General features: G+C 66.4%; 24 protein-coding genes. 9 read left to right on the forward strand and 15 right to left on the reverse strand.

The genetic code is table 11. The features are described 5' to 3' along the window. The first annotated feature begins 83 nt into the window (after window positions 1-83). Both ACIA49_RS28310 and ACIA49_RS28315 read left to right on the forward strand, forming a co-directional pair. Entirely contained in the window at window positions 84-599 is a 516-nt protein-coding gene (locus ACIA49_RS28310; protein ID WP_396380416.1) for a hypothetical protein, read from the forward strand. Window positions 600-771: 172 nt separating this feature from the next. After that, complete coding sequence (locus ACIA49_RS28315) at window positions 772-1,221, forward strand: hypothetical protein (RefSeq protein ID WP_396380419.1); 450 nt, start codon at window positions 772-774, stop codon at window positions 1,219-1,221. A gap of 20 nt (window positions 1,222-1,241) precedes the next feature. Here ACIA49_RS28315 and ACIA49_RS28320 read toward each other — a convergent pair whose 3' ends face one another. Genes ACIA49_RS28320 through ACIA49_RS28345 form a run of 6 tightly spaced genes read right to left on the reverse strand, consistent with a single transcriptional unit; the run spans window position 1,242 to window position 7,279 of the window. Next, window positions 1,242-1,964 (reverse strand): HNH endonuclease family protein, encoded by a 723-nt coding sequence (locus ACIA49_RS28320; RefSeq protein ID WP_396380421.1) that lies wholly within the window; start codon window positions 1,962-1,964, stop codon window positions 1,242-1,244. A 60-nt stretch (window positions 1,965-2,024) separates the two neighbouring features. Next, the gene (locus ACIA49_RS28325; protein ID WP_396380424.1) at window positions 2,025-2,933 is read right to left on the reverse strand and encodes a phytanoyl-CoA dioxygenase family protein; all 909 of its coding nucleotides are present in this window, start codon (window positions 2,931-2,933) and stop codon (window positions 2,025-2,027) included. Then, complete coding sequence (locus ACIA49_RS28330; RefSeq protein WP_396380426.1) at window positions 2,930-4,207, reverse strand: ABC transporter substrate-binding protein; 1,278 nt, start codon at window positions 4,205-4,207, stop codon at window positions 2,930-2,932. The genes ACIA49_RS28325 and ACIA49_RS28330 overlap by 4 nt, the downstream gene beginning before the upstream one ends. Window positions 4,208-4,217: 10 nt before the next feature. Beyond that, complete coding sequence (locus tag ACIA49_RS28335; RefSeq protein WP_396380428.1) at window positions 4,218-5,030, reverse strand: carbohydrate ABC transporter permease; 813 nt, start codon at window positions 5,028-5,030, stop codon at window positions 4,218-4,220. A gap of 10 nt (window positions 5,031-5,040) precedes the next feature. Further along, on the reverse strand, window positions 5,041-5,952 hold the full coding sequence (locus ACIA49_RS28340; RefSeq protein WP_396380430.1) for a carbohydrate ABC transporter permease: 912 nt from the start codon (window positions 5,950-5,952) through the stop codon (window positions 5,041-5,043). Next, window positions 5,945-7,279 carry a glycoside hydrolase family 36 protein gene (locus tag ACIA49_RS28345; protein WP_396380433.1) on the reverse strand — a complete coding sequence of 445 codons (1,335 nt, stop codon included), beginning with the start codon at window positions 7,277-7,279 and terminating at the stop codon, window positions 5,945-5,947. The genes ACIA49_RS28340 and ACIA49_RS28345 overlap by 8 nt, the downstream gene beginning before the upstream one ends. 64 nt (window positions 7,280-7,343) lie before the next feature. Between ACIA49_RS28345 and ACIA49_RS28350 the strand changes: the two genes are divergently transcribed. Then, the gene (locus ACIA49_RS28350) at window positions 7,344-8,261 is read left to right on the forward strand and encodes a helix-turn-helix domain-containing protein (RefSeq protein ID WP_396380435.1); all 918 of its coding nucleotides are present in this window, start codon (window positions 7,344-7,346) and stop codon (window positions 8,259-8,261) included. On the opposite strand, the gene ACIA49_RS28355 is transcribed toward ACIA49_RS28350, so the two are convergent. Beyond that, the gene (locus tag ACIA49_RS28355) at window positions 8,233-10,368 is read right to left on the reverse strand and encodes a discoidin domain-containing protein (RefSeq protein WP_396380437.1); all 2,136 of its coding nucleotides are present in this window, start codon (window positions 10,366-10,368) and stop codon (window positions 8,233-8,235) included. The two genes, ACIA49_RS28350 and ACIA49_RS28355, sit on opposite strands and share 29 nt — an antisense overlap. Window positions 10,369-10,581: 213 nt before the next feature. On the opposite strand from ACIA49_RS28355, the gene ACIA49_RS28360 reads away from it, so the two are divergent. Both ACIA49_RS28360 and ACIA49_RS28365 read left to right on the forward strand, forming a co-directional pair. Beyond that, on the forward strand, window positions 10,582-11,211 hold the full coding sequence (locus tag ACIA49_RS28360) for a hypothetical protein (protein ID WP_396380438.1): 630 nt from the start codon (window positions 10,582-10,584) through the stop codon (window positions 11,209-11,211). Beyond that, window positions 11,208-12,038, forward strand: coding sequence for a hypothetical protein (locus ACIA49_RS28365; RefSeq protein WP_396380439.1), 831 nt, complete (start codon window positions 11,208-11,210; stop codon window positions 12,036-12,038). The genes ACIA49_RS28360 and ACIA49_RS28365 overlap by 4 nt, the downstream gene beginning before the upstream one ends. A gap of 57 nt (window positions 12,039-12,095) precedes the next feature. Here the strand turns inward: ACIA49_RS28365 and ACIA49_RS28370 are convergent, their stop codons facing one another. Both ACIA49_RS28370 and ACIA49_RS28375 read right to left on the reverse strand, forming a co-directional pair. Then, window positions 12,096-14,999 (reverse strand): M36 family metallopeptidase, encoded by a 2,904-nt coding sequence (locus ACIA49_RS28370; RefSeq protein WP_396380442.1) that lies wholly within the window; start codon window positions 14,997-14,999, stop codon window positions 12,096-12,098. 164 nt (window positions 15,000-15,163) lie between these two features. Then, window positions 15,164-16,081, reverse strand: coding sequence for a LysR substrate-binding domain-containing protein (locus ACIA49_RS28375; RefSeq protein WP_396380444.1), 918 nt, complete (start codon window positions 16,079-16,081; stop codon window positions 15,164-15,166). A gap of 89 nt (window positions 16,082-16,170) precedes the next feature. Here ACIA49_RS28375 and ACIA49_RS28380 point away from each other — a divergent pair, with 89 nt between their 5' ends. Then, window positions 16,171-16,551 (forward strand): ester cyclase, encoded by a 381-nt coding sequence (locus ACIA49_RS28380; RefSeq protein ID WP_396380446.1) that lies wholly within the window; start codon window positions 16,171-16,173, stop codon window positions 16,549-16,551. A gap of 42 nt (window positions 16,552-16,593) precedes the next feature. Continuing rightward, window positions 16,594-17,457: an alpha/beta fold hydrolase gene (locus tag ACIA49_RS28385; protein WP_396380449.1), complete on the forward strand. Its 864-nt coding sequence runs from the start codon at window positions 16,594-16,596 to the stop codon at window positions 17,455-17,457. Between the two features lie 63 nt (window positions 17,458-17,520). Here ACIA49_RS28385 and ACIA49_RS28390 read toward each other — a convergent pair whose 3' ends face one another. The 4 genes from ACIA49_RS28390 to ACIA49_RS28405 all read right to left on the reverse strand — a co-directional run bounded on the left by ACIA49_RS28390 (window position 17,521) and on the right by ACIA49_RS28405 (window position 21,600). Continuing rightward, window positions 17,521-18,351 carry a hypothetical protein gene (locus ACIA49_RS28390; protein WP_396380451.1) on the reverse strand — a complete coding sequence of 277 codons (831 nt, stop codon included), beginning with the start codon at window positions 18,349-18,351 and terminating at the stop codon, window positions 17,521-17,523. A 16-nt stretch (window positions 18,352-18,367) separates the two neighbouring features. Beyond that, complete coding sequence (locus ACIA49_RS28395) at window positions 18,368-18,712, reverse strand: hypothetical protein (protein WP_396380453.1); 345 nt, start codon at window positions 18,710-18,712, stop codon at window positions 18,368-18,370. Beyond that, window positions 18,712-20,220 carry a hypothetical protein gene (locus ACIA49_RS28400; RefSeq protein WP_396380454.1) on the reverse strand — a complete coding sequence of 503 codons (1,509 nt, stop codon included), beginning with the start codon at window positions 20,218-20,220 and terminating at the stop codon, window positions 18,712-18,714. The genes ACIA49_RS28395 and ACIA49_RS28400 overlap by 1 nt, the downstream gene beginning before the upstream one ends. A 210-nt stretch (window positions 20,221-20,430) precedes the next feature. After that, window positions 20,431-21,600 (reverse strand): InlB B-repeat-containing protein, encoded by a 1,170-nt coding sequence (locus ACIA49_RS28405; RefSeq protein ID WP_396380456.1) that lies wholly within the window; start codon window positions 21,598-21,600, stop codon window positions 20,431-20,433. Window positions 21,601-21,736: 136 nt separating this feature from the next. Between ACIA49_RS28405 and ACIA49_RS28410 the strand changes: the two genes are divergently transcribed. After that, window positions 21,737-22,360: a hypothetical protein gene (locus tag ACIA49_RS28410; protein ID WP_396380459.1), complete on the forward strand. Its 624-nt coding sequence runs from the start codon at window positions 21,737-21,739 to the stop codon at window positions 22,358-22,360. 262 nt (window positions 22,361-22,622) lie between these two features. Here the strand turns inward: ACIA49_RS28410 and ACIA49_RS28415 are convergent, their stop codons facing one another. Beyond that, window positions 22,623-23,441: an LLM class flavin-dependent oxidoreductase gene (locus ACIA49_RS28415; protein WP_396380461.1), complete on the reverse strand. Its 819-nt coding sequence runs from the start codon at window positions 23,439-23,441 to the stop codon at window positions 22,623-22,625. A gap of 130 nt (window positions 23,442-23,571) precedes the next feature. Here ACIA49_RS28415 and ACIA49_RS28420 point away from each other — a divergent pair, with 130 nt between their 5' ends. Next, window positions 23,572-24,045, forward strand: a complete 474-nt coding sequence (locus ACIA49_RS28420; protein WP_396380463.1) for a nitroreductase family deazaflavin-dependent oxidoreductase — start codon at window positions 23,572-23,574, stop codon at window positions 24,043-24,045. Window positions 24,046-24,051: 6 nt separating this feature from the next. On the opposite strand, the gene ACIA49_RS28425 is transcribed toward ACIA49_RS28420, so the two are convergent. Further along, on the reverse strand, window positions 24,052-24,696 hold the full coding sequence (locus tag ACIA49_RS28425) for a DUF402 domain-containing protein (protein ID WP_396380466.1): 645 nt from the start codon (window positions 24,694-24,696) through the stop codon (window positions 24,052-24,054). Between the last annotated feature and the right edge of the window lie 11 nt (window positions 24,697-24,707).

Genomic DNA, 24,707 nt, shown 5'->3' on the forward strand with positions numbered 1-24,707 from the left:
CGCCCATGCCAGTGTCTGAGCATCTTTCTCCGCTTCAGCAGCGAGGCCGGAAAGTCTTGTTCTACCGGCGGACGGAATGCGGCATGCGCTTGTGGGCTCTTGGTCTCGGTGCGGGACTTCTGTACGGCGTTCTGTTCGGCCTGGCGATCCACTACCTGGAGGCCGAAAGCTGGAAGTCGGCAGTGGTCGCCGCAGTGATCACTGGACCGCCGCTCGGCGTCACGATGGTTCTGCTTCAACGGCGGTGGGGTGCGCTCATACCCTCGATCGACACCAACCTGACGCGGGAACAGCGTCGTACCGCCTTCCAGGCCTCACGTCGCGGACCTGTTCCCACCGACCCGGCGATCCGGGCGGCCGCGTTGGTTGCGGCGCGCCGGCAATTGGATCGCTACCGTTCGCGGTTGTTTCGGGTGTTCCTCTTCGTCATGCCCGTCTTCCTCGTACTGAGCGGGGTTCTGACCCTGCTCGACGACGACCGTGAAAAGTGGCGAGCGATCCTCCCCCTGGCGGGTGCCGTGCTGCTCAGCTGGTCTGCCTTCGAGCCACGCCGCCTGCGCCGCCGCGTCAAACTCCTGTCCACACCCGACAGCACCTGAGCGGGTGGCGGGGGCGGACCTGCACCACTGACCAACCCCGCTCCTGAGCCGTCCGGGTGGGCACGCTGAGCGTGAACCTGCCGGTCTCCGCAGAGTTGGTCAGTGGTGGCGGTCCGCTACTCGCCCGACTGAGCATCGCGGGTGGAGTCGCTGAGGCTTTATGGTTGGCCGCATGAGCTACCCGCAGCAGCCGCCGCAGTTCCAGCCGCAACAGCCGCAGCAGTACCCGCCCCAGCAGCAGGCTCCGATGGGGATGCTGCAGCTGACCATCCAGGGCAGCATCATGACGAGCAGCATGATCCCGCCGAAGGTGCAGCTGAACGGCTACCCGGTGAAGGTGAAGTACGGCCGCAACGACATCCCCGTCTTCGCCGGCCCGCTGCACATCGACGTCCACTGCGAGTGGATGCGCGACTTCGGCAAGGCCGCCCTCGACTTCACAGTCCAGCCCAACCAGGCCGTACCGGTCTTCTACGCATCCCCGTACCACCAGTTCGCCTCCACCGGCAGCATCGGCCACACCAAGGTGAAGCGCAAAGGCCTCGGCTTCCTCCTGGGCCTCCTAGGCATCATCCTCGCCGCCAGCGTGCTGGTAGTCCTCCTCGCAGCCCTCAACAGCTAACACCTCAGCCGTCCGCCCTGTCAGGGGCAGAGTTGGGTTAGGGACTTGATGGAGTTGCGGTCGTCTGTGGTGATGGGGAGGGACCATTTGTGGGCGACCTGGAGGTAGCGGAGGGCGTAGGTGCAGCGGTAGGTGCGGTTGAGGGGGAGCCATTCACCGGGGCCGGAGTCGCCTTTTGAGGCGTTGGCGGAGCCGCCGACTGCGATGAGGTTGAGGGCTTCGTCGTTGGCGAAGTCGACTCGACGTTGTTTGGGCCAGGTCGCGGCGCCCATGTCCCAGGCGCGCGAGAGGGGGTAGATGTGGTCGATCTGGATCTCGGAGGCCTTGGCTTTGCGGAACTCGAGGCGTTTGCCGGTGTAGGGGTCGGCGACGAGGGTGCCGGCGATCACGACGCAACGGGACTTGCCGCGGTACTTCGATGCCTGCAACTGCGCGGCGAGGATGTCGTTGCGGGTGTCGCAGCCGTTGTGACCGCCGAGCCCCGAGTGGTCGTCGGACCAGGCCGGGCCGAATTGATCGCGCCGATACCCCGCCACCTCAGGGCGCACACCTAACACGCGCACCTGCTTCAGCGCGGCCGTGATCGCCTTCCCGGTACCCGGCGAAGCGCTCGCCGTACCGACTGGTGGTGTTGGCTTCGACGGGCTGGCTGTCGAGCCCGGATCGGCGCCTGCCAAGGGAAAAGTGCATCCTGCGAGTACGGCGGGGACCAAGCACACGACAGCGATCAGGCGGCGAGTCACTGCCCGGACAGTACCCGCTCACACTGATCGTCAATCCACGGATCGCCGACGTCGTACAGATCAGTAGGCGAAGCGCGAGGCCGGCGTCGGTACGTCGTCCAGCCGCGGATCGAATCGGTCCACGAAGGTGACGCCGGGAGGGACTTCGATGCTCGCCGTCGAGGTCCATCCGCGCGTGAGGGTCGGGAAGTCCGGCACGTCCGGGTGGTAGTGCGGCTTGCCGGTTCCGAGAGCATCGACCGCCATCGGCGAGCTGACTGCCTGGTACCTGAAGTCGGCCGACAGCCGCAGCTGCTTGGTCTTGTTCGGCATCGCGCCATGAACGGTCAGACTGCTGAACAGCAACACGTCACCCGGCCGGTACGTCGTCGTCCGCCACTCGGGGTGATCCTCATCGGCCTCGGCCCGCATCATCCCTGGCCCGTCGGACGCCTTCACCGGCAGTACGCCGAGCCGCGGCGAGCCCGCGAACACCCGAAGCCCACCGATCTCCGGGGGAGCGTCACTCAACGGCAGCCAGGTGGTCAACGTGTCGATGCACCCCTGGATGAACCGGTAGTCCTGATGGATCGGTGTCGGGTTGGCACCCGGCGACGGCGGTGCGATCCGGCAGATGTGCGCCGGATGAGCAAAGGCAGGCTCACCGAGCAGCCGCTCCGCCAGCGCCAGCAACTCCGGCCGCACCGCCAGCGCATGAAAGGCCTCCGTGCTCTGGATCGCGGTGTAGGCGCCGAAGAATCCCGCCGACCCCTCCTCCACCGCACGACCCGAAGCGAGCAGCTCGTCGGGCGCGGAACCGGGAGCCAGCCAGTGGCTGTCCGCGAGTATCCCTGCGATCTGCCTACGGACGTCATCGATCACCGCCGCCGGCAGCAGGCCGCGAAAGAACAGGTACCCGTCGCCGGCCAGGCGCTCGCGTAGTACCGACGCATCGTTGGCGACAGGGGTGGAGTCGAGCAGCTCTTTCATCTCTTGTTCCCGATCTTGTCCAGGGTGGTGGCGATGCCGGCCACGTCGGTCTTGTCCAGATACACGTCGTTCATGGCTTTGTTGATCTCGGCAACCTTCGCGGTCCAACCCTCGGCGATCGGCATGTTCACCGTGCTGCCGGCGGCGGAGTCGAGGAACGGCTGCACGTCGATACCCTTCTTCTTCCAGTACGACGCGTAGCCCGCGCCCGCGTCGTTGAGAGCAGGGATCACGTATCCCGCATCACCCATCAGCTTCTGCGCCTTCTCCGAACCGAGGAAGGCGATCAGCTTCCCGGCCTCCTCGGGGTGCTTGGTCTTGGCGAACATCACCTCGGCCAGCCCGTTGATCACGACCGTGCGTCCGGACGGTCCGGCCGGCAGCGCGGTGACGCCGATCGGGAACTTCACCTCGGGCAACGCGAACGGCAGCAGCGCGTTGTTCGCCGGGAACATCGCTACCTCACCGCGGTAGAACATCTCGGTGGCCTGCCCGGTCGGCGGGTTGGTCCGCGTGCCATCAGGGGAGACCCGCCACTTGAAGATCAGGTCGCGGGCCCATTTCAGGGCCTCGACCGACTTCGGTCCGGCGAAGTCGAAGGTGCCGTACGGCTTGTCCATCGTCTTGCCGCCGTTGGATGCGATCCAGTTCAGCCATTGGGTCTGGCTGTGGTTCCAGGAACAGAAGCCCCACTGCTTGTCGCCGACAGTCAGCTTGCGGGCGATCTCCAGGAAGCTGCCCGAACCATCGGGGGCCCAGGTGAGTTGATCGGGCATGGTGATCCCGGCCTTGGCGACCAGATTCTTGTTGTAGAGCAGGCCTACCACGCCTAGGTCCTTCGGCAGGCCGAGTTGCTTGTCCTCGAACTTGTACGACTGGACGACGTTCGGGTGGTACGAGTCGAGCTTCAGTCCGGCCTTGGCGATCACGTCGTCGAGTGGTGCGAGCACGCCCTTGTCGGCCAGGTCGGGGAAGTTCTCGACCGTCAGCCAGAAGACGTCGGGGGCCTTGCCGCTGGCCAGCTCGGTGGTGAGCTTGGTCCAGTACTGGTCCCAGGGCAGCACCTCCATCCGGACGGTGATGTCCGGGTTCTCGGCGGTGAAGGCGGCGAAGACCGCCTTGTAGCCGACCTCCTGCTGCTCGTCCCAGAGGCGGTAGACGAGCTCGGTCTTGCCGCCGCTGGTTGATTTGTCGGTGGACGAACCGCAGGCGGTCAGACCGGCCAGACCGGCAGCGCCCAGCAGAAGTGTCCGTCGTGACAGGGGATGGGACATGATGAGCCTCCTACTTGAGCCCGGTGACGGCGACCGAGCGGACAATGAAGCGCTGGAAGAAGATGAACAGCACCAGCAGCGGCGCCAGCGCGATCAGGCTGCCGGCCATCACCGCGTTGTAGTCGACGCCGATTTCGCTTTTGAACAAGGCGATCCCGACCGAGAGCAGCCGCTTGTCCTCGCTGCTGGTGATGATGAGCGGCCAGAGGAAACTGTTCCAATTGGCGACCACAGCCAACGTGGTGACGGTGACCAGGATCGGCTTGGACAGCGGCAGCACGATCGAGAGCAGCGTCCGCACCCGGCCGGCGCCGTCGATCCGGGCGGCGTCCTCCAGATCCGCCGGGATGGTCCGGAAGAACTGACGCAACAGAAAGATCGCGTACGGCGTACCGAGCATGGTCGGCAGCATCAGTCCGGCCCATGTATCGACCAGGCCGAGCTTCTGCATCATCAGGTAGAGCGGGATCATCGTCACCACCGGCGGCACCATCAAAGTCGACAGATAGACCCAGAACAGGACATCCCGGCCCGGGAACGACAAGCGGGCGAAGGCATAAGCAGCCAGTACGGCGAACACCAGCTGCCCGACCGTGATGCCCACAGTGACCGCGACGGTGTTGACGAGGTACCCGCCGAAGCCCGACGCGAACAGCCGGTCGAAGGCGGCCGAGCTCGGCGGCAGCCCCGGTTCCCAGGGCGCCGTACCGAACAGTTGCCCAGGGCCCTTGAACGCGGTCAGCAGGGCAAGGTAGTAGGGGAAGATCGCGAACACGCAGCCGGCCACCAGTACGCCGTACGGAAGGATCCGGTATCTCGACATCGGCACCACCTCAGGAGAAGTCGTACGTCGTGCGACGCTCGAAGTAGACGAACTGGGAGATCGTGACGACCAGGATCACCACGAACAGCAGTACCGAGATCGTCGAGGCGTAGCCGAAGTCGAACTTGCGGAACGCCTCGTCGTAGATCAGGTACGTCGCCACCTCGGTGCTGTCGCCGGGGCCGCCCTCGGTCATCACGAAGATCGTGTCGAAGGCCTGGAAGGAACCGATCACGTTGGTGATCAGCACGAACAGCATGGTTGGCCGGAGCAACGGCAGCGTGACGGCGAAGAAGTGCGCCACCGGTGAGGCGCCGTCCAGGGATGATGCCTCGCGCAACGATGCCGGGATGTTCTGCAATCCGGCCAGGAAGAACAGCATGTTGTAGCCGGCGAACTGCCAGATGTGGACGGCCGCGACACTCGGCATCGCCAGTAGCGGAGACGACAGCCAGGCCGGGCCGTCGACGCCGAAGAGGCCGAGGAACTGGTTCAGGGCACCGCGGCCCGGGTCGAAGATCCAGGTCCAGACCAGGCCCATCGCGACCGGGGTCGCCATCCACGGGATCACCAGGAGCGCGCGGAAGTACTTCATGCCGCGGAGTTTGCGGTTGACCAGCAGCGCCAGCAACAGCGACAGGATGGTTGTCCCGGGCACGCAGATCAGGACGTAGTACAGGGTGACCAGGAAGGAGTGCCAGACGTCGCTGTCGTTGAACAGCTCGCGGTAGTTGGCGAGGCCGATGAATTCGGGGGTGGAGAGCAACTTCCAGTCGAAGAGACTGAGCACGATCACGATCAGCACCGGCGCGAGCAGGAAGCCGAGGACGCCGATCATGCTCGGGGCGAGCAGTGCGTAGCCGGCCAGGGTCTGCTGCCGTCGCTGGACGCGGCGGGTACGCCGGGGCGCGGGCCTAAGCATCGGGATTCCTGAGCGGATGGGGCCGGGGCGAGCTGGGCGTGAGCAACTCCCGGGTGCGGGCGAGACCCCACGCGTCGAGGTCGCCGATCGGGTCGCTGGACATCCGCAGCCCCGGTGCGGTCTCGATGTGTGCGGCCCACTCCTCACGAGCCTGTACGTCGGGTCGCACGATCAGGCAGTCGGAATCGTTCGCCCACCAGCGGCCGTGCAGGAACTCGCGCGCGATCGAGGTGGAGCGGGCGCCGCGCTGGCCGGGTTGCGAGATGTCACCGGACGGCGGGTCGACGAGCGGGTCGGTGTCCGGGGAGATCCGCATGCAGTCCACCAAGCCCAGGCTGGGAAGGATCGGGGCGCCGCAGCCGTGCAGGATCCGGTTGGGCCCGACGGCTTCCCGGAGGAGCCGCAGGCCGTGCCGGTACGCCGCGATGCCGTCGAGTTGCTCATGGCGATCGCCTTCGATGGCACCGGCGTACAGGAAGTCGAGTTTGAAGTGGTCGTAGCCCTGGCGGCACAGTTCGGTGAAGACGTCCTGAAGGTGGCGAGCCGCGCCCGGATGGGTGATGTCGAGTACTAGTTGCTCTTGGCCCCAATTAGTTCCGGCGGTGATGCCCGGGACGAGCCATTCGGGATGTCGCCGAGCGGTCTCGCTCTTGGCGCCGACTAGGAAGGGTGCGACCCAGATGCCGGCTCGCCGACCGCCGGAGCGGATGTCGGCGGCCAGCCGGACGGTCGAGCCGAAGTCCTCGCGCGGGGTCAGCCAGTCGCCGATCTCCGCCTGATAGCCCTCGTCGAGCAGCACGAGGTCGACGCTGAGCTCGTGCTCGTCGAACTGCCGGACCTCGGTCATTACATCGCGCTCGGTGACCTTGCCCCAGTAGGCGTACCAGCTGCACCACGACGGTCCGAAGACCCGTACGGCGTGCTCGGCCGAGCCGCGAGCGAATGCGTCGGCCCAGTCGGCCAATGCCTGATTCGCGTTCTCGTACTGACCCGAGCTGACCTGGACTTCGCCATCGGCGGAGACCACCACGACGTCTCCCCGCACTTCACAGCGGATCGACGGCACCTGATCCGGCGAGAGGGCGCTGACCACGGTGACCTCGTTGCCGGTCGCAACAGCCAGCAGGCCTTCGCCTTGGAAGCCCTGCGCAGTGACGCCGGGGCGATAGGCCATCACATGGTGATTGGGGGCGGTCGGTCGCGGCGGTCGCGCGTCCAGCGGATACCAGCCGCTGGGGCTCCAGGACTGCCAGCCGTGTTCGAAGACACGGGTCGTGGCGTCGTGGGCGAGCTCGGTGACGGGGACGAAACCCACGGGGATCCTCACTTCGGTGGGGTACAGGATCTTGCTGCTGTGTGGGTAATCTAGGGATCCGCACGAAGGGTGCACCATGACAGAGCCTGCTGAGTTCGAGCACGATCTTGCTACTCAGGTGCTGATCGAGCTCTACAGCGAGATCCCGCCGCCGAGCAAACTGGTGACTGGCCACTTCCACAGTGGCGGGGACTATCGCGTCGTCCGGCCGGACGGTGTCGGCAGTTGGTACCTGCTCTACACCGCCGGAGGTACAGGTCATTTCCAGATCGCCGGCGACAAGCTGACGCTCCGCCACGGCGACCTGGTGCTGGTCAGCCCCGGTACGGAGCACGACTACGGGACCGTGGGCACGTACTGGGAGACCTGGTGGGCGCACTTCCAGCCGCGTCGCGAGTGGCATGCCTGGTGGTCGTTGCCGCAGGCAATGCCCGGCCTGTCCTATGTTCGGCTGACCAGGCCGTCGGAGACCGACCGCCTGGTCTCTGCCTTCGCCCGCCTCCATCGCGACGCCCAGCTCGCCGGCCTGTCGCCCACCGGCGACACCGAGCTGCATCTGCTGGAGAAGAACCTCGCCGTCCAGTTGACGATGAACGGCATTGAGGAGGTGTTGCTGGTCGCCACCAGCAGCCTCCGCAGAGACACTCGCCACCTCGACTCGCGAGTGCAACTGGTGCTGGACGCGGTCACCTCCGACCCCGCCCGCCCATACACCCTGAGCAGCCTCGCCGGCCTCGCGCAGGTGTCGGTCTCGAGGCTCGCCCACCTGTTCAAGGAACAGGTGGGCGATTCGATCATGAACGTCGTCGTCGGGCTCCGGCTCCAGCGCGCTTCCGAGTTGCTCGGGGCAACCGATATGTCGGTCGCGCAGATAGCCCGTGCGGTAGGTTTCGAGTCACCGCACTACTTCAGCCGGCAGTTCGGTCAGCGTTTCGGTCTGCCACCGACGAAGTACCGCGACCAGGTCAGGAGCCCGGAGCTAGAGCAATATTGAGCTCGGTCGCCGACGCGTAGTCCGCGCCGCCTTCGAGGCCGACCAGCCGGACGTAGCGCGCCGTCGTACCGGCGGTGAAGCGGGCGATCTTGGCCTGCTTCGTGTCATCCCAGTTGCCGGTGGCCGCCGATTGGAAGTTGTTGCCATCGGCACTCACCTGGACGTCGTACTTGAAGATGCGGCCGTTCGGCGAGGCGTCCTGGCGTGGGGTGTAGACGAGTGCCTCGATCGAACGGCTCTGGCCGAGGTCGAGCGTGATGTACTGCGGAAGCGGCGCGTGCGGACTCCAGTTGGAGTGCCAGAGCGTCGTGCAGCTGCCGTCGAGTGCCGCTGCGGGACCGTTGGTCGCCGAGCCCTGGCTGGTCGCCGTGGCCTTCATCTCCTTCTGGGGCAGGAGATTCAGGCCGTCCACCGGAGGTGGCGTGCCCGGGATCGCCGTCACCCGGCCAAGGGCAGGCGCCTTGATCGATCGCTGGCTGCGCAGGTAGTTCAGGAACGCTTCCTGGCCCATCCGTGGCGCCCGGACCAGGTCGGTGTACTGCTGGAACCCCGGATAGCCGTACTCCGCACCGTGCAAGGGCATCGCGGCACTGGTCGCCACTCGATAGGTCTTGCCGAGGTCGAGCCGCTTGCCGCGGATCAGTACCTTCGCCGGATCGACCCGGTCACCCACCGGCTTGCCGAGATCGTAGGTGTAACGAACCTGGTCGGAGACCGCGAGCGACGACAACCGCGTGCATCCGTACGCCGGCGGAATCCATTGCTGTTCGAGGATCTGCTCCACCACTGATCCCTTGAGTGCCAGCGTTGTGATCGGCGAGATCCCGACCACCGGCCAAGCATCTCCGAACGAGACCGTCCCGGCCTTGAGCCCGGCCGCGATCACATCGACGCCCATATCGGCCGGTACCAAGGAGAAATCTGCCTGACCCTCCGAGCGGTAGAGGTCCGCGACCAGATTGCCGGTCCGACTCTCGGCCGTCTTGGAGAAGTCGAGATCGCGGTCGAGCTTCGCCAGCGGCTGCTGCTGCCGGACCGCCCACTTGTCCATCCAGTACTTCACGATCTTCTGGAGCGCCGGGTCGGGCGTGAGGTCTTTGGTGACCGCGTGGTTCGTGGCGGTCGTTGCCGAGCGGATCACCTCGCCGTTCGCGGGATCGAGCGACAGGTTCACCTCACCGAGCACCCGGCCGTGATTGGAGGCCTCGAGCACCGGCCGCGGGACGCCGTACGGGTCGGGAATCATGCAGTTGAACGCGGTGTGCCAGTGTCCGCCGAGGATCACGTCGATGTCAGGGGACATCGCCCGGGCGGCGTCGAAGATCGGGCCGACCGGATTCTTGCAGTCGTTGAACAGTCCGCCCTGCTGGCCGCCTTCGTGCATGCTGACCACGATCGCGTTCACACCTTGCGCCTTGAGTTCGGCCGCGGCTCGGTTCGCCGCGTCGACCAGCCCCTGGAACTCCAGCCCCGACTGCGCGATCGACAAGGTCTCGGTCGGCGTACCGGGGAATCCGAGGCCGATGAACCCGATGCGCGCCGTTCCTGCCTTCGCGATCCAGTACGGCGGAAGTACCGGCCGCTGGGTTTTGGCGGCGACCACGTTGGCCGCGTGGTACGAGTAGTCGGTGCCGTGGAACGCCCGGCCGCGGGAGTCGGTGAAGCAGGTGTCGAAGCCGGGCTTGCCGTAACAGGCTCCCGACATCATTCGCCGCAGGAACGGCAGCTCGCGGTCGAACTCGTGATTTCCGGCCACGTCGAAGTCGAGCCCGAACTCGTTCAGGACTTCGATCGTCGGCTCGTTCGCGAACCCCTGCGTGTAGTCGGGCCAACCGCTGAACTGGTCACCGGACCCGATCAGGAAGCTGTTCGGCTTCCCGGCGCGGAGCTTGTCGAGCTGCGCCTTCAGGTACGCCGCTCCGCCGACCTGGAGGGTGCCAGTCGGGCCGGGGATGGTCAGGTTCTCGGTCTCGGACAGGTAGCCGTGCAGATCGGTGAGGCTGAGGACCTGCACCGGAATGGGTGCGGCGACCGCCTGCGTCGGTACGGCGAGCGGGGCGGTCAGCAGAGTGGTCGCCAGGGCGATGACGGCGCTGAGTCTGAACATGGCTGCAACCTAACGACGCCATACAGACGGCCGACATCGCCGAGATTGCTGAGTTCCTGCACGATCCGGCTGCGGTCCCGGCGACCGCCGTCGGCTGCGGTGATCACAGATCGGTGACTACGCAGAGTTCAAATGATCGATCCATAGACTCACACACGGTAGCTGTGTACCGTCGCGCAGATGTGGGGAACCAGGGGTGGGAACCGATGTGTCATGGGGTGTCTGCTGTCAGGAGCGCTGCTGCTGGCCGCCGGATGCGGGGGAGCAACAGAAGGCAGTGGCCAGCCGACGGCCACCGTCACGGTAACGACGACGGTCCAGGCGCCGGCACCGACCGAGACGCCGCCGACCACTGCGCCGACGTCGGCCCCGGTGGGCGACGATTCGACCGAACCGACCGACTCGGCGACGCCGGTGGCGCTCGCCGCGGACGTCGCCGGCCGGCCGTTGGTACTGAGCAACGTCTTCGAGTACCCCGACGGCTGGAAGGACGGCCGGTACGACGTTGCCGACCGCAAACAGGTGACCGGAATCGGCGGCACCCTGAGCAACTGCGATGTCGAGGACGCGCTGGAGCTGCGGCTGGCGAACAATTTCGGCCGGTTGAAGCTCGAGTTCGGCCAGAGTAACTCGTCGGAGAGCTCCGACCAGGTGCTGGTGGTCCGGATCGATGCCAACGGGCAGTACCGAGACCAGAAGAGCGTGAAACTCAACCAGGTCGCGGCCTTCGATCTTCCGGTGCCGAAGGTCAACGCGCTGAAGATCATCGTTTCGCTGAAGAACACCGAGGGATGCGGCAGTGGTGCTGTCGAGGCGGTGCTGATGAACATGGTCCTGTCTTGACCGATCCGGACAGCCCGGAGGTGCAGCCACCTCCGGGCAACCGATCCGGTTCGGTGTTTCGGCATCTTGATCGTCTCAACGAGCACCCGGTCCTCAAGACCCTGGTGATGATCGCTGAGATCGTCGGCCTGGTCGGGGCGATCGTGGGTCTCGTGCGCTGGATCGTTCCCCATGATCCAGACACCGCCGAGCCGCCCACCGTGACCATCAGTACGCCGAGTACCTCACCGCCGTCGTCACCGGCTTCTTCGAGCACGCCGGTGCGTCCGACTGCTGCCGAGCTGGGTTGCTGGACCTCGGCCCGTACGGCGATCGACTGCCGCGAGTCGCACCGCTACGAGGAGATCCCGCAGGCCTCGTCCTGCGACCAGGCCGCCGTGATCGATTTCCTCGGCGGCCAGAACGGCCTCGACATCGTGGTCGCCAAGGTCGCCCGGTCACCGGCCGGACGATGTGCGATCGACGCCGGCCGGGAGGTCAGTGGATCGGCGCGCGACGCCTTGCAGGGAACGACCGGTGCGGCCTGGCGCCGCTGTGTCGATCGCCGGGTCACCAAGAACGTGCCCTGCTCCGCCTTGCACAGCGGTGAGTACGTCGCCACCGGCAGCACCCGCCGCGCTTCCGACGGCGAGTGCCAACTGGCCGCCGCCCGCTACCTGGACCAGGTTCCGGGCGCCCTGGTCGACGATCTCGACGTCAGGGTCTTCGCCGTCGCCAGCGGAACCAAGGACCCGGCCCGCTGCATCATCGAGGCCCGCGGCAGTCACCTGCTCACCACCTCGGTCCGGAACCTGGGCACCCGGCCGGTCCCGATCTACTCGCAATAGCCCTCAGGAAAGCGAAGGCCGGCCGGGCTGCTGCCCGGCCGGCCTTCGTGCGGCGAACTACTTCTTGCCGAAGACCTGGATCTCGGTCATGTCGGTGTACTGGCAGCCGCCGTAGTTGCCGGCGGGGCAGTTGGTGGCGAAGTCCGGGACCTGCGGGCTCAGCATGGTGAACCGCACGTACTGGACGTTCGCCGCGTTGCCGGTCGGGGTGAGCACGTTGTACTTGCCCCGGTTGGCGGCGGTGAAGGTGCCGGCCTGGGCGGTGGCCCAGGTGGTGCCGTCGGCGGAGGTCTCGATCTTGTACTGACCGGTCGAGGAGGAGCCGGCGTCACCGCAGACCGGCGACGGGTCGACCTTGAACGAGTCGATGCTCGCCAGCTTCGACGGGAGCTTGATGTCGATGTGCTTGGGGATCATCACGTTGGTCGGGTTGCCGTCGTCGTCGCCGGTGGTGCTGCCCCAGCCAAGGCCCTGGGTGTTGTCGATGGCACCGTCCGGCCCACAGGCGTTGTCGCTGTAGTCCGGTCCGTTGAAGGCGGCGATGGTGCCGCCACCCGAGGCGGCGGCCCAGTTCCGTCGTACGGCGTAGCTGGCGGTGCCGCCGGTCTTGACGGTCACCGGGTTGACGGCGAGCTCGTAACCGGGCGAGGCCACCACGAGCTTCGGGTAGGTGCCCGGGGCAACGTTGGTGATCTTGTACTTGCCGGCGGCGTCGGTGGTCGACGTGTAGCCGCCCGCGAAGCCGGAGGCGTGGCCGCCGATGTAGACCAGCGCGCCCGGGATCGGCTTGCCGGTGTCCTTGTCGGTGATGGTGCCGGTCAGCGTGACGGCCTTGCCGGTCGGCGGGATGTGGAAGTCCTCGGCCGGGAAGGAGTCGCCGCCGTCGATGACACCGGCGTACCAGCCCATGCCGCGGTTGGCGAAGACCTGCCAGATGATGCCGGCGTTCTTGCCGCCGCTGGCGACCAGGTCGGCCTGCACGATCGCGTTACGCATGTCCAGCATGGTCGGGTCGGCCGGCGAGAGCTCCATCGCGCGAGTGATGATGCTCAGCGCGTAGGTGTGGCCGAAGCGCTCCCGCAGGTCCCACAGCGCCTGGGCCCAGACCTCCCCGGAGGAGTGCACCTCGGGACTGCCGCCGATGGTGGGGAAGTCGCCGTACGTGTAGCCGCCCTGCGAGCCGTCGACGCCGACGCAGGCCGCTTCCTTGGCCTTGACCCGGCAGTCGGTCGGCATGGTGCGGATGGTGCCGCCGGCGGTGTCGTACCGGCCGATCCGCATCTCACCGTTGGCGACGGTGTCCTTCTCCAGGTTGTGCGAGGCCAGGTAGTCGAGCGCGTAGAAGTCGCTCCAGGCCTCGCCCATCGAGCCGGCCTGGATGCTGTTCAGCGTCGAGTTGCCGCCGGCGTCGACGACCAGGCGGCCGGACAGGCCGTGGGTGTACTCGTGGTAGAGGATCTCGGCCGAGTTCGACGAGCTGGTGGCGACGGTCGTGTCGTCGCCGGGGCTGCCGAACAGGTACATCTGCATGGTCGGCGCGATGCCGTCCGGCGGCGTGCTCATGTTCGCGTTGTTGATGTGGTTCGCGTCCGGGCCACCGTTCGCGGCGGTCGCGGCGCCGTCGATCGAGTTCAGCAGGACCGGGTCGCCGCCGGCCGCGTCGAAGGAACCCGCGGCCGGGGTGAAGCTGATCGGCGGCTTGGCCAGCCAGTCGTGGTAGTTGCTGGCCAGGTAGAACCCGTTGGTGACGTCCTCGTTCATGTTCGTCTTCCACGAGTCCGGCTTGGCCGGGTCCCAGGTGCAGACGGTCGTGGGCGAGCACAGCGGGTTGCTGTTGAACGGGACGAGCTTGTACTCGGCGCCGGTCTTGGTGCCGGGGATCTTCACGGTCTCGCCGGCGTTCGGCTGGTTGTCGTCGTTCACATCGGCGAAGGCGGAGACCGACGTACCGTCGAGCAGGGACTTGGCCGTCTTCGGCAGCCACTTCTCGTAGTACAGGTTCTCGAAGTGCTGCTTGCCGCCGCTGGGTGCGCCCGGGTAGTTGTCGATGACGAGCGCGTCGCCGCCGGCCTCGCTGTTCAGGTCCTTGCGGTAGAGCAGACCACCGGTCTGCGCGTCGATGACGTGCGTGTAAACCTTCGTGCCGCCCGCGTTGACATAGGTCATCCAGCCCTTGCGCAGGCCGTCGGCGGTGTGGAACCAGACCGGCTTGGCCTGGTCGCCGTTGCTCCAGATCACCGTGTTGCCGGATGACTTCGAGGACGCGGACTTCGCCGTACCGTCGATGTCCTTGGCAGCCGTTGTGCGGGCCTGGTCGGCGGAGACTGCGGGTGCGGCTGAGCGGGCGGCGGCTTGGCTGGTCAGGCCGGACACGGGCGATCCCATGATGGAGATCAGTTCGCCGTGCTTGGTGACGTTGGCCTTCAGGCCGTTACCGAACACCTCGGTCCCGTCAACGACCTGGGACCAGAAGATGTGGTGCGTGCCGAGATCGTCGACGTAGTCCTTGCGCAGCTTCAGCGTGGCCAGGTCGGCGGTGGTCAGCTTGAAGACATCCGCATGCGCCTTCACATAGCCCAGCGCGACGTCGGTCGCCTTCTTGGCGCTGCGGCCGGTCAGGAACCCGTTCAGCTTGGTGACCTGGGCAGGCGTCCCGGTGTTCGGGTCCAGCTCGACGACACCCTGGGTACCCAGGGAGTTGCGGAACTTCTCCGACGCGGCCGACTCCTTACCAGCCACCTTGGCGGCGCGGTTGTAGGTCGTCTTCGCGTTCGGCGTCCGGGCGTCGTAGTTGCCCTTGCGCTCCTTGCTCAGGTTCTTCTCGGCCGAGGCCGCCTTGCCTTCACCGGGACCGGCGCTCGGCGCGGCGGTGGCGCCTCCTGCGGCGGTCACGGCCAGCACCGTGGCGGCCGAGACCGCGGTGACCGCGAGCAGTCCCCGCCGTCTACGTGAATAGGTCACAGAAACGCTCCAGAAAATGTCGTCAGCGCGGATCGCCCTCCGCGACCCGGTCCGCGCCCGACCTTAAACGCGGATCCGGTACCGGGGAAGAGATATCCCCGGAATGACGCGCAGACGTGCGATTGTCCGCTGTCGGTCCGTGGGGTCGAGCCCAGGGTGCTCGGCTAGGGCTGGGAGGCATCGCTGCGTTCGACGGCTCGGTCGAGCGCTTGGCGGAAGGCTTGGACGGTGGGCGATTCCGGTCCTGGGCGGTGGCTGATGATGAGGTCGATGCGCCACCCCTCGACGGGAATGTACTGGACGCCTGGTGGTCGCAGGATGGTCTCGAACGAGTGCACCATGACCGAGACCGTGAGGCCGGCCGCGACCGCGGCGACGATGTTGGTCAAGGTTGCCTCCTGCAGCGTCGTGCGCAGACCGGCGGACCGGAGCATCCAGCTCAGCCAGCGATACCCGACTGGTTGGTCGGAACGATTGAAGAAGGTCACGGTCTCCCCGGTCAGATCGGAGATCTGCACGGACTCCTTGCCGGCCAGCCGGTGGTCGTCGCGGACGACCAGGCAGACCTGTTCGGCCGTCAGGACCTGATGCGGCAGGTCGCTCGGTGGCGGCTCGATCAGGTTGAGCGCGACATCGATCCGGCCTTCACGCAAGGCTCGCCACTGCTCTTCGTCGACCAGTTCGATGATGTTGGTGTCGACGTCGGGGTGGTCCTCACGAAACGCGGCGAGCGCGTCGACGAGCAGGACCGGGGAGCAGCTCGGCAGGACGGCGATGGCCAGCCGGCCGAGTCGGCCGGCGGCTGCGCGATGCGCCGTCCGGACGACGTCATCGGCTGAATCGAGCGCGCGCCGCGCGGCCTCGACCACGGGCTCGGCGGCGGGGGCGACCTGGAGCCGACGTCCGGACTTCTCGAACAACTGAAGTCCCAGCCGTCGCTCGAGCAGTCGCAACTGCCGGCTCAACGAGGGCTGCGCCACGCGTAGCCGTACCGCCGCCGCACTGACGCTGGCCTCGTCGGCGACTGCGACCAGGGCCTCCAAGAGCCGCAGATCAACGCCCAGATCCGATGACGTATGCACGCTGGCTATAGTAAGGAAGCATTTTGGTCTTGGACAGACATGAGTTCGTCGGGGTCTGATCGAGGTATGACCCTCGTGACAGCACGCTCATGACAGACATCGAGCGCAACAGGCAGATCGTCGTCGACTTCTATACCGGTGCCTTCGGCAACGATCCGGAGCAGGCCGTCAAGGACCATCTCGGCGATCACTACATCCAGCACAACCCGCAGGCGGCCGACGGCGCGGAGGCGTTCCTCGGCTTCGTCCGCCGGATCAAGACCGCCTTCCCCGCGGCGCGGCTGACCGTGAAACGTGTCGTTGCCGAAGGCGACCTCGTCGTCACCCATTCGGAGATGACCCTGGTGCCGGGACAGCCCGGCCAGGCACTGGCCGACTTCTTCCGGGTCGAGGACGGCAAGGTCGTCGAGCACTGGGACGTCATCCAGCCGGTCCCGACCGAGTCCGCGAACTCGAACGGGATGTTCTGACCGGCATCCGCACCACAACTCGTCGTACAAAGAGAGGCTGACATGTCATCGTCCCTGGCCGCCACGGCCGACGACCTCACCGTCCGCGGGCCCTCGGCCCGCTTCACCTACCGCCGGATCGGGCCACGCGGCGGCGTACCACTGGTCCTGCTCAACCGTTTCCGGGGCACCATCGACTGGTGGGACCCGGAGTTCCTGGATCTGCTGGCGGTCAACCACGACGTCATCGTGTTCGACAACATCGGCATCGGCCACACCACCGGCGAACCAGGCGACTCCGTCGAGCAGTTCGCCGACGGCGCCATCGAATTCATCGAGGCACTGGGACTACCCCAGGTCGACCTGCTCGGCTGGTCACTGGGCGGCATCGTCGCCCAGTACGCGACTCGTCGTCGCCCCGACCTGGTGCGCAAGCTGATCGTGGCCGGCAGCAGCCCCGGCAGCCCCGTCCCCGGCGCTCCGCCGATGAGCGACAAGGTCCGGCAGATCATGGCCAAGCCCGGCGGCGGAGATGACGAGGACGTCCGCTACCTGTTCTTCCCAGAGACAGAGCGCGGCCGAGCGGCCGGCCGCAAGCATCTCGCCGCGGTAGCCCCACGACTCGCCACCGGAGTGCGAGTCATCACGGACGAGGCGGGCAAGGGGCAACTCGTGGCCGTCGCGAAACTGCAGTCGATTCCGTTCGACCAGACTCAGGCAAACCTGGAAAGCATCCAGCAACCCGTCCTGTACGCCAACGGCGCCCAGGACACGATGCTGCCGGCCCTGGCCTCGTACGTCGCCGTCCAGCACCTCGACTCCGCCGTCCTGGTGCTCTACAGCGACTCAGGTCACGGCTTTCTCTTCCAGCACGCCAAGGCCTTCGTCACCCAGGTCGACAACTTCCTGGCCGAACCCAACCTCTGACCCGCGACGGAAGTCATTGCTAGAGGCAATGATGGTGGCTAGGAGCTCCGCTGAACGGGGAAGTCAGCAGGGGTCGAAGGTGGCTTTGTAGGACTTGGGGGCCTTGTCTATCAGGAGGGTTGGGGATTGGCCCTTCAGGAATTTGCCGACGGACCAGTGGGTGCAGGTTTGCTGCTTGGGTCCGTCTGCGGCGTTCTGGGTGCTGGTGAAGGTGACGCCGGCCAGGAGGCGGCCGTCGTCGGTGCGGCTGAGGGATTGGATGACGACGTCGGAGTTGACGGTGGAGCGGAAGCCGGTGGCGAACTCCGAGCGGGTCAGTAGGGCGCTTGCCGCGCGGGTTTGCTGGGCCTGGTACGTCGGGTAGTCGTGATCGTTGATGGCCTTGTAGTAGGTGGTGAGTAGGTCGACGACGGCGGACGCGGCCGGGTCTTGGGCGGCTTCGGGGGCGATGGAGACCAGCTCGTTGCCCAGCGTCGGCTCGGGAGTCGGAGTGGGTTCCGGTTCCGGGGTGGGCTCAACGGTCGGTTCGGTCGTCTCGTACTCCGATGGCGAGGGGGTGAAGGCCGGAGCCTCCTCGGTGGTCGGGTTTCCCTCGGCGGGAACAACGTAGCCGTTGGAGTCGATCTTGTAGCCGAGCGCTCCGGACCCGGTGGCGCTGGAGTCTTCGATCAGGCCGTTCACGGAGCGCGTGATCATGGCGTTCAGCCCGACGATCGCCAGGGTGACGACGACCGCGAGTACGACGGTTGCGCCGACGTACCAGCCCTGTCCGTAGCTGGTCGGGGCTTCGGTAGAACGGGTCGGGCGGGATTCTTCGAAACCGGCTTCGCACTGGGTGCAGTACTTGGCCGGCTCGGTGCGGCGGGTGCCGCACGAGGTGCAGTAGACAGACATCAGTCCCCCCGGACGGTCATAGGATCGCGCTGACCGCCTGCTGCACCGCGGTCACGGCGCCGCCGATCGTGGCGATCGACTTGGCTCCGGACGCGATCAGTTCCAGCAGACGTAGTACTGAGCTCTTGTCGGGTTCTTCCTTCGCCAGTTCGTGATCGGCCAGTTCGGCCATCGCGACGGTCTGCTCAGGCAGTTCCGGTACGGCGCGTAGCAGCTCGAGGAGATGCGTCATCTCGGCACGAGCGTCGGTGAGTGAGTCCGACACCGCCGAGATGTTCGTCGCGGTCGCGTGGTCACCGGCCGCCATCGCACCGGCCTCGACCTTCCCGCCGGTGACGCTGATCCCGTAGTTCTTCTTCATCAGTTCCTTCCCGCAACTTCGTCGACGCTGTGCTTTGCCGCCTTGGCGACCTTGCCGATCATGGAAGCCGCCCGGGCACCGGTGCCGGCGGCCATGCTGTTCGTCGTGACGGATCCGCCCGTGATCATCACGCCGGAGTTCTGGATCACCGTGCCGGCCTGGGCCAGCTCGTCGGTGTGGATCCCCTTGGACACAAGGAACTCGTTGAACGACTGCAGTAGCCGCTTGTCGATCACCTTCGTGTACCAGTTGTCGTCGAGCTGCTGGAAGTACCGCTGGTACCACCTGTCGCTGACAGTCTCGCGCGGGCTGACCGGAGCGCCATGGTCGAACCGAAGCGCGTTGAGGATCTCCTTCTTCTGCCTGCTCCGTTGCTGCTCTTCCGCCATCGAGCCGAACAGGTGGGCGATCGTCGTGACAGGTGCCCGGAACAAATGACCCGGCGTCCGCCACAGCGCTCGCCCGCCGATCCGCAGTGCCTGACCGACGGTCGGTTCGGGCAGCAGCCTGTCGACCTCCTGGAACTCGTCCCGCACCGGGGTGAGCAGGAAATGGCTGGCCTCGATGAACAGATCGCGAGGCGTCAGGACGAAGCGCAGGAAGGTCGAATGAACCAGTTGCCCCTGCCAACCACTGACCGTGATGCACAGGTACGGACGGGCCCGGTCCTCGGACTCCATCGTCAGGCTGCGCAGCAGCGCGGGATCGACCGAGGTCACCGGCGCCCCGACCTGCTGGGGCAGGAACCGGAGGTCGTCGCGGATGTCGCGACCGTCGACGAAGACCCGATCGGTCATCGTGACCGCGCCGGTCCGCAGGTCGCGCAACTGGTCCCGGACGAAGTCGTGGACCTCCAGCACCGTGAAGGTCTCGACCTCGCGGCCCTCCGCTGCCCGGTGTGTGTCGAGCACCATCGACCAGGCGTCGACGAGTTTCCCACTGCCGGCAAAGGGTTTGTACGCGCTGTAGACGCTGACGTTTCCCCGCTGCGCTTCGGCGATCAGGGCGAGTCGCCGGCGTTGTCCGTCGTTGTACGGCGGCGGTAGCGCATCCGGCTTGAACCGCGCTGGGTGCAGGTCACGTGCGACCACGCCGTACGTGGCTACCAGCGTCTCGCCGACGACGACCACCCAGCAGAGTGCGGTTGCCAGCACGAAGATGAGTGGCCGCGCGGTGTAGAGACTCCATACCCCGACGAAAAAGAGCAGTGTCAGCAGGACATCCCGGGCGAAGTGTCGTTTCTGGGCCTCGAGGGCATGCAGAACGACCGGCACCAGGTCGACGTCCGGCGACGTCGGCGGAGCCTTGTATCTCTCGTCCAGAACGTCACGGACCACCTGCTGTGCAAGCCTGCTGTCCAGCTGAACCGCAGCACACAGATAACGGGTCGCATCCGACGACGGCATCGTTGCCGGATCTGGTTCCACGGCCGGCAGCGAGGTGCCGCACGTGCCGCAGTAGGTGGCGCTGACCCGGTTGGCCGCGCCACAGGAATGACAGTTCCTCATGGTTGGTTCCCCCCAACCGGACCGACGGTACGACGATCACTCCGACGGCGTCCAGAGGTCGAGCACAATCCGTGACATTGACTCAAACGCTCGACGGCGCAAGTCATCCGGCCCACTAGGTGCCGACGGCAACGATCGACAACCCCGAGTTAATTCTCGGTCCGTCGGTTCTTGAGTGGAACCGACGGACCGGGGGAGGCAGGCTGTTGGTTACGCCTTGCGCCAGGTGGCGGTGAGGGCTACGGCTCCGCGCGGGGTGGTGTGCAGCACGGTGGCGCCGTTCTTGTAGAGGTAGGGCTTCCAGCCACTCGGCTGCTTGCCGGCGGCGTACCAGCCTGTTTTGCTGGTGTCCTTCGGGTTGTAGTAGCGGGTCTTGTTGTCGTAGGAGCGCTTCGCGGTCCAGCCGGTGAAGGTGTAGCCCGAGCGCTTGAAGGCGTTCTGCTGCAGGGCGGTCGTCCGGCCGTAGAGGACCACGGTGGACGGCATGGAGCCGGTGCCACCCGCGGCGGCGTACGTCACGGTGAACTGGAAGTTGTCCAGGCGGTAGAGCCGGCCGGCGCCGGTGTTGAAGCCCAGGTAGTAGGTGCCGCGCTGGTGGGTGAGGTGTTCGCTCTCAGCGCTGGAGGCGTGCTCGTAGGTGCGCACCAGCTTGAAGGACCAGTTGTAGACGAAGATCTTGTTGGTCTTCTGCGTGCCCTTAGGGCTGGTGATCACGTAGATGTAGCTCTGGTCGCAGTCGATGCCCTGACCGGTGCCGGGCATCGTCAGCTTCGCCGACTTCCCGGTCTCCTTGAATGCGCTGTCGTAGGCGTAGTACTGGTTCAGCGTGCCGCCGACGTACCGGTTCTTGACCGCGTCGTAGCACAGGCCGGTCGTTGTGTGCGGCAACAGTACGGTCTTCTCGATCGCGAGCGTGCTGGGGTTGACGACTCGGACCGATCGCCCCTGGGTGGAGGCCTGGACCGAGTTGTCGTTGGTCCAGGCGGGGATCATCAGCCGCTTGGTGTCGGCGTTGTAGGCCATGTCGTTGCCATGACCGAGCAGGTTCGTGTGGTTGCCGGAGCGGATCCGGAAGGTCGCGACCTTCGTCGGGCTGCTCGCGTACAGCTTGGTCTTGATCAGCTGGGTGGAGTCGTAGACCTTCGAGCCGGACTTGGCGTGCTCCGAGACAACGGCGTACCAGTAGGTGCCGTCGGTGACGCCACCGTTCAGCGCCGTGTACTTGGCGGAGGTCGGCTTGGCGGTCCCTGCCAAGGTCGGGCCGGTGACTTTCGGCAAGGCGGCACTCGCCATCGCTGTGCCGCCGATCGTGAGCGCAGTGGCGGTGCTGAGCGCAACCACCGTCCGCGTCAGCCGGCCGATTCCGTACCGAGTAAGCATGAAGCCCCCTTTGCCGTGCGCGCTTCCCTGCGAAGCCGCACCCGAACGCACGATAGAAGCGCGGAAGGTCAACGACGCCGTCGTCCCCCTGGCGGTGGGACGGTGCGCCTGACTCTTTGACGTCTAGGGTGGCGCAGTGGCTGAGATCGAGTGGAACCAGGTCCGCGAGTTCACCCTGGGCACGGTCGCTCGACCGGCCACCCGCAAGCGCAACCGGATCGAGTGGGGACCCCAAGCCAGTCGGGTGCCCCAGGGGCCCAAGAACGACCGGGTCTTCACGCCGTGCGCGTACGTCGCTTCCGGCGGCCGACTCAGCCTGGACTCCGAGGAGAAGCAGTTGCTCTGCTCGGTTGCCGAGACGGCGGAGAACCGTTTCGAGGTGCGCGACGAGCAGGCTGGATTGATCGGGACGATCACCCGTGTCCCGTCCGGCAGGCCGCTGCTCCGGCCGACCTGGCGGATCGACCAACCGGGCCGGCCGGAGATCGTCGGTCGCACCGAGTGGCTCAGTGGCCAACCCAAGGAGCTCGCGGCGAAGGCGGCTGGGCGGTTGTTCATCGGCGTACTGGACGCGATCTCCAGCGCAGGGGACGAAGGTGGAGATCAGGCCACCAAGCAGCGGGTCCTCGAATGGCGGGCCGGCGACGAGATCGTCATGCTCTCCGAGGGCAGCAAGTCCGTGTCCGTGAAGGCTGACTGGCTGGACCGTCGGCTGCCGTTCGCCTACGCCCTGATCGCAGAGTGGTCGCAGCGGACCTGAGCCACTCACCAACCCGGTCGTGAGCTGTCCCCACAGTGCGCGCTGAGCGTGAACGAGGCAGGCCGCGCAGAGTTAGTGAGTGGTGGCGGTCCGCCCTGGATCACCCCCAGCACGGTGGCTTTCACTCAACACCCACCACCAACAGCCCTACCTCGACTGTGGGGAGAATGCCGCCGGCAAACGATGCACACCGACATAAAGGCCACACTCGACCGCCCACTCCCCACCCTCGCCGACCACACCGAAAGTCAGGCGGAGAGCTCTACTGACCGGCCAGCTTGGCCACGACCGGGGCGAGAGTGCCGGCGAAGTCGGCGCCGATGACGAAATAGGAGAAGCCGATCTCCTCGCGGCGCCGTTCGATTTCCTCGGCGGCCGCGCCGGGGTCGCTGGGGAGGATGACGAGTGAGTCGGCCGCGCGAAGCGCCGCGGTGTCGACGTTGGGCCCCGCCATGAACGGAGCGACGCCGTCACCGACGGCGGCGACGTGCAGGCCGAGTTCGATGTCCCACCCGTCCGGAAGGTTGCGTACCCGGTTCGTGGCTTCAGCTCGGCTTTCGTCCGTCGGGAGGACGAACGTGAGTACGTCTGCGACCTCGAGTGCCAATGCCTGCGACTTCGGTCCGCTCACCGCCATGACGACCGGCGTGTGCAGATCGGGGCCGTCGAACCTCCGCAGAGCGGCCACGGTCTCGCGCATCCTGGCCCGACGCTCGGCGGGGGAGACGGCAGGCAGCCCCAGTTCGACCTCGATGCCGGGACGGCCGGCACCGAGACCCATCTCGAAGCGGCCTTCGGTGAGTACCGAGAGTGAATGAGCCTCCCAGGCCGCGTTCCATGGCTCGCGGAGCGCGGCGGCATAGACCCACGACCCGACCCGCAGGTCGGTGAGTGCGGCCGCGGTTGCCAGTGTGGGAGCGAGCGCCGGTTGCCAGGTAGGTACGTCGGGCATCAGCAAGGTCGAGTAACCACTGTCAGCAATGCGGCGCACGCGGTCTCGCCACGTCGCCAGGTCGGAACCGACCGGCGCGACGACCCCGAAGCGGAATGGTCTGATTGCTCGTCCGGCGTGGTCGTTCATCGTGGATCTCCTTGGGGCTGGAATTTCGGTCCTGTTGCCAGTACCACGAACCGGCCACCCGGGATTCGACATCCCGGTGACGAAATCTCCGGTTCGCCCTCGTACGGCGGGGGCGGGTTAGCCTCGGTGCATGGGCATGCTGACGCCGCTGGCGATCAAGATCGGTTCGCTGGCCTGGATGCCGAAGCTTCTGCCGGAGATCACTTGGTTGGACAAGGTGGTCCATCGGATCACCCGCGGGCATTGGTCGATCTTGCGGATCGCCGGGCTGCCGAACCTGATGCTCACCGTCGTCGGCCGCAAGTCCGGCGTACGGCGCTCCACCCCGCTGCTCTGCGTGCCCTACCGCGACGGGTACCTCATCGCCGGCTCCAACTTCGGCGGCCCGAAGACACCCGTCTGGGTGGGGAACGTGCGCGCTGTCGACCGGGTCACGGTGGCGATCGGTGCCAAGCAACACGAGGCGACAGCGCGGGAGATTACCGGCGAGGAGCGAGAGGCTGTCTGGGCACACATGCTCGACACCTGGCCGAACTACGCCCGGTACGCCGCTCGCACGGAGCGCACGATCCCGGTGTTCTTCCTGGAACCGGTCAGGGGCTGACGGGGTCTACCTAGGTGGGGTGTCCCAGCCTGTTGGTAGCTCCGGGGGCGACCAGGTGGGATCGGGGACGAAGTCGCAATACGTCCCGTCGAAGGGGAACTTGCCTTCCTCGGCCATGGCGATGACGCGACGTCCCTCGGCGCGGGCGGCGACTGCCTGGTCGGCGGTCCAGTAGCCCGGGGCGTCCGTGAACGTCGCGAAGTCGTCTTCGTCCTTCCATCGCCACGTCCGGTCGGGGTCGACGACGACATCGAGTCCCAGGTCAGCGACATCTATGCCGCGTCGCGGACCGTCGCTCCACCGCGGTCCGCGAAGTTCCAGGTTGACGTACCAGCCGGTGAAAGCGTTCGCATTGAAGAACCACCACAACGAATGGTCGGCACCGGCTGGATTCCAGATCAGCACGCTGTTGTTCTTCCACCGGCCCGCTACCAGTTGACGTGTCGCGACGACGTCGATCGGTTCCTCGCGTGTCGCCCGTCCCTGATCATCGGCGCGGTGCCCGAATCCCGAGCCCGCCGGTAGCCACAACAGGAGGCCGTCCTCGTCATCGCGAACGACTCGGGTGGCCTGTACCCACGTCACCACGCTGCCTCGGCGCGACCGCCGCAGTACGACGTCGCCGCGGTTGTCATAGCCGGTCTCGCTCATTAGTAGTCTCT

Origin of the sequence: Kribbella sp. NPDC051587 (assembly GCF_044453945.1) — a bacterium.
Taxonomy (GTDB): Bacteria; Actinomycetota; Actinomycetes; order Propionibacteriales; family Kribbellaceae; genus Kribbella.